This is a genomic window from Betaproteobacteria bacterium (assembly GCA_016791345.1).
Lineage (GTDB): Bacteria > Pseudomonadota > Gammaproteobacteria > Burkholderiales > JAEUMW01 > JAEUMW01.
Window position 1 is genome coordinate 1 of the sequence record JAEUMW010000328.1, and the last position, 2,639, is coordinate 2,639.

Below are 2,639 nucleotides of genomic sequence, written 5' to 3' on the forward strand. Positions count from 1 at the left end.
TTCATCGACTCGACTTCGTGGTGGAGAACTGCGGCGGTTTCCTGCCGGACTTCTCCCTCCGTTTTCGGATCGAGATAAGTCGGAGCGGCCCCCTCAGCCACGATTCCGTGCTCGGCAGCTTCCATTCGCGCGTCGAGTTCGCCAATCAGCTCCAGCCGGGTCTTGAAGAGCCGCGCGCCCAGAGATTCCCCGAGCCGGCCCTCGGTCGCCGGGATGTCCTGGCTGAAGTACTCCAGATTCTGGCAATAGTCGAAGAGATAGAAACACTCCTTGTCCTTTCCCGGACCGAACAGAGCATGACAGAGGCGCGTGCCGCGGCCGAGCATCTGCCAGAACTTGGTCTTCGACCGCACCAGCTTGAAGAAGACGAGATTCACAACCTCGGGCACGTCGATGCCGGTGTCGAGCATGTCCACCGAGATCGCGATGTGCGGCGCCTTGTCCTTGTGCGAGAAGCTGTCGATCAGGCTTTGCGCATACTCGGTCTTGAACGTGATGACGCGGGCGAATTCGCCCTTGTAGTGCGGATAGTTGACGTTGAAGCGGTCCGCGATGAAGTCGGCGTGCGCCTGGTTCTTCGCGAAGAGAATCGTCTTGCCGAGTCGATCGCCGCCCGCCACCGTGAGGCCGCGCGTCATCAGGTGTTCCAACACCTTGTCCACCGTGTCCTTGTTGAAGAGCCATTTGTTGACCGCCTCGGCCTCGACGCGGTCGGGCACGCCGCCTTCCTCGTCCCACTCCAGCGCGTCCCACTGGTCTTTCTCGTCTTCCGACAGCTCGTCGTACGTGATCCCCTGACGCTGGAACTTGAGCGGGACCGACACCGCCCGCGGCGGCACGAGAAACCCGTCGCGCACCGCCTCTTCGAGTGAATAGGCGTCCGTCGGCACGCCGTTTTCGAGGTCGAACAGGCTGTAGGTGTTGCGGTCCACCTCGTCCTTCGGCGTGGCCGTGAGTCCCACCAGCATCGAATCGAAATAATCGAAAATGGCGCGATACTTCTGGAACACCGAGCGGTGCGCCTCGTCGATGATCACCAGATCGAAGTGGCCGACACCGAAGCGGCGCTGCCCATCTCGCGTGTCGTCGATCAGGCCCATCATCGTCGGATAGGTCGAGACGAACACGCGCCCTTCGGCATCCTTCTCGGTCACCAGGTTTACCGGCGACGCATCCGGCAGGTGGCGCTTGAACGCGTTCACGGCCTGATTGACGAGCGCCACGCGATCGGCCAGAAATAGCACGCGCTTGACCCAGTTGCAGCGCATGAGCAGGTCGCACAGCGCGATCACCGTGCGTGTCTTCCCCGCGCCGGTCGCCATCACCACGAGCGCCTTGCGGTCGTGGTCGCGCTCGAACGCCTCGGCGATGCGCCGCACCGCGCGAGTCTGGTAGTAGCGTTCGACGATTCCGGTGTCGATCTCTGCCGTGGCGAGCGGCTTGCGGGTGCCGAGACGCTGGATCGCGAGTTCCAGCTCCGCCTTCTTGTAGAAGCCCTGCACTGCCCGCGGCGGGTAGTTCGCGTCGTCCCATAGCCAGTGCTCGTACCCGTTCGAGTAGAAGATGAGCGGGCGCTGGCCGAACTGCCGCTCCAGGCAATCGGCATAGAGCTTCGCCTGCTGCTGACCCACGCGCGCGTCGCGCCGGGTGCGCTTCGCTTCGACCAGCCCCAGCGGCTTGCCGTCGTCGCCCCACAGCACGTAGTCGACCTTGCCCCTGCCCTCTGTGTTGGGCATGCCGGTGACTTCCCACTCGCGGTCCCGCGCCTGGTCCAGTGGCCAGCCGGCTTCCTTGAGCAGCAGGTCGATGAAGTAGTCGCGGGTCTGCGCTTCCGAGTAGTCGTGGGTATCCGGCTGAGCAGCGGCGGCCTTTTTCGCCGCAGCCACTTCCGCGCGCAGGCGCTTCAGCTCTTCGTCGAGCGCGGCCTGGTCGGAGAGCAGCGCGGTGAGCTTTTCATCGCGCTCGCGCAGGGAAGCTTCGAGGCGCTGCAACTGCTCGCTGTCCTGCCTGGGCGCAGGTGCGCCGCGCGGCAGCGCGTTCGCGTCGAACGCGAAGCCCGGCGCCGGCCGCGCGACGCGGCCGTAGGTGCGCGCGAGCCAGTACGCGACGTGGAACAGCTCGCGCACAGCAACCACTGCATCGTCCGTGGGGATCGCGCGATGGCTGTGCACGGCGCGGTTTCCGAGCGTGACGATCACCCGCGCCTTGCTGAAGACTGCCTCGCCCGCCGTCTGCTTGAAGCTCGGATCGTGGATCAGCGCCGAGAGGTTGTCCTGATAGGGAAGCTTCAGTGCGGGGTCGTATTTGTACGCCCAGCTCACCGCCAGTTCGAGCGCGCGCCGAGCGTAGAAGCAAGCCGTGCGCGGATCCGCGTGCACGGCGTTCTCGGCCCGCGCTGCCGAGTCGAATACCGCCGACCATTCGCGTTGGAGGAAGGCGAACTGGCTCATGCCGCAGAGAGTTCCGCGCACAGGTCGATGAGCGAAAGCGCTTCCACACCTTCAGCGAGTGGAAAGCGCTCGACGCCGGCCGCAGGAGCCGGTGGGGGATCATCCGTGCAATTGTGGAGCGGGACTCCATAATTGCAAGGATCGCCAAACCGGTCTCCATGGAAGGCGCGATGCTCAAAGACTGCCGAC

Annotated in this window: 1 protein-coding gene; it reads right to left on the reverse strand. The window is 64.6% G+C overall.

Features of this window, described 5'->3' with window-relative positions; all coding sequences use genetic code 11:
* Positions 1-2,450 (reverse strand): DEAD/DEAH box helicase family protein (locus JNK68_13030; protein ID MBL8541278.1); only part of this gene is annotated, 2,450 nt, incomplete at its 3' end.
* Positions 2,451-2,639 lie beyond the last annotated feature (189 nt).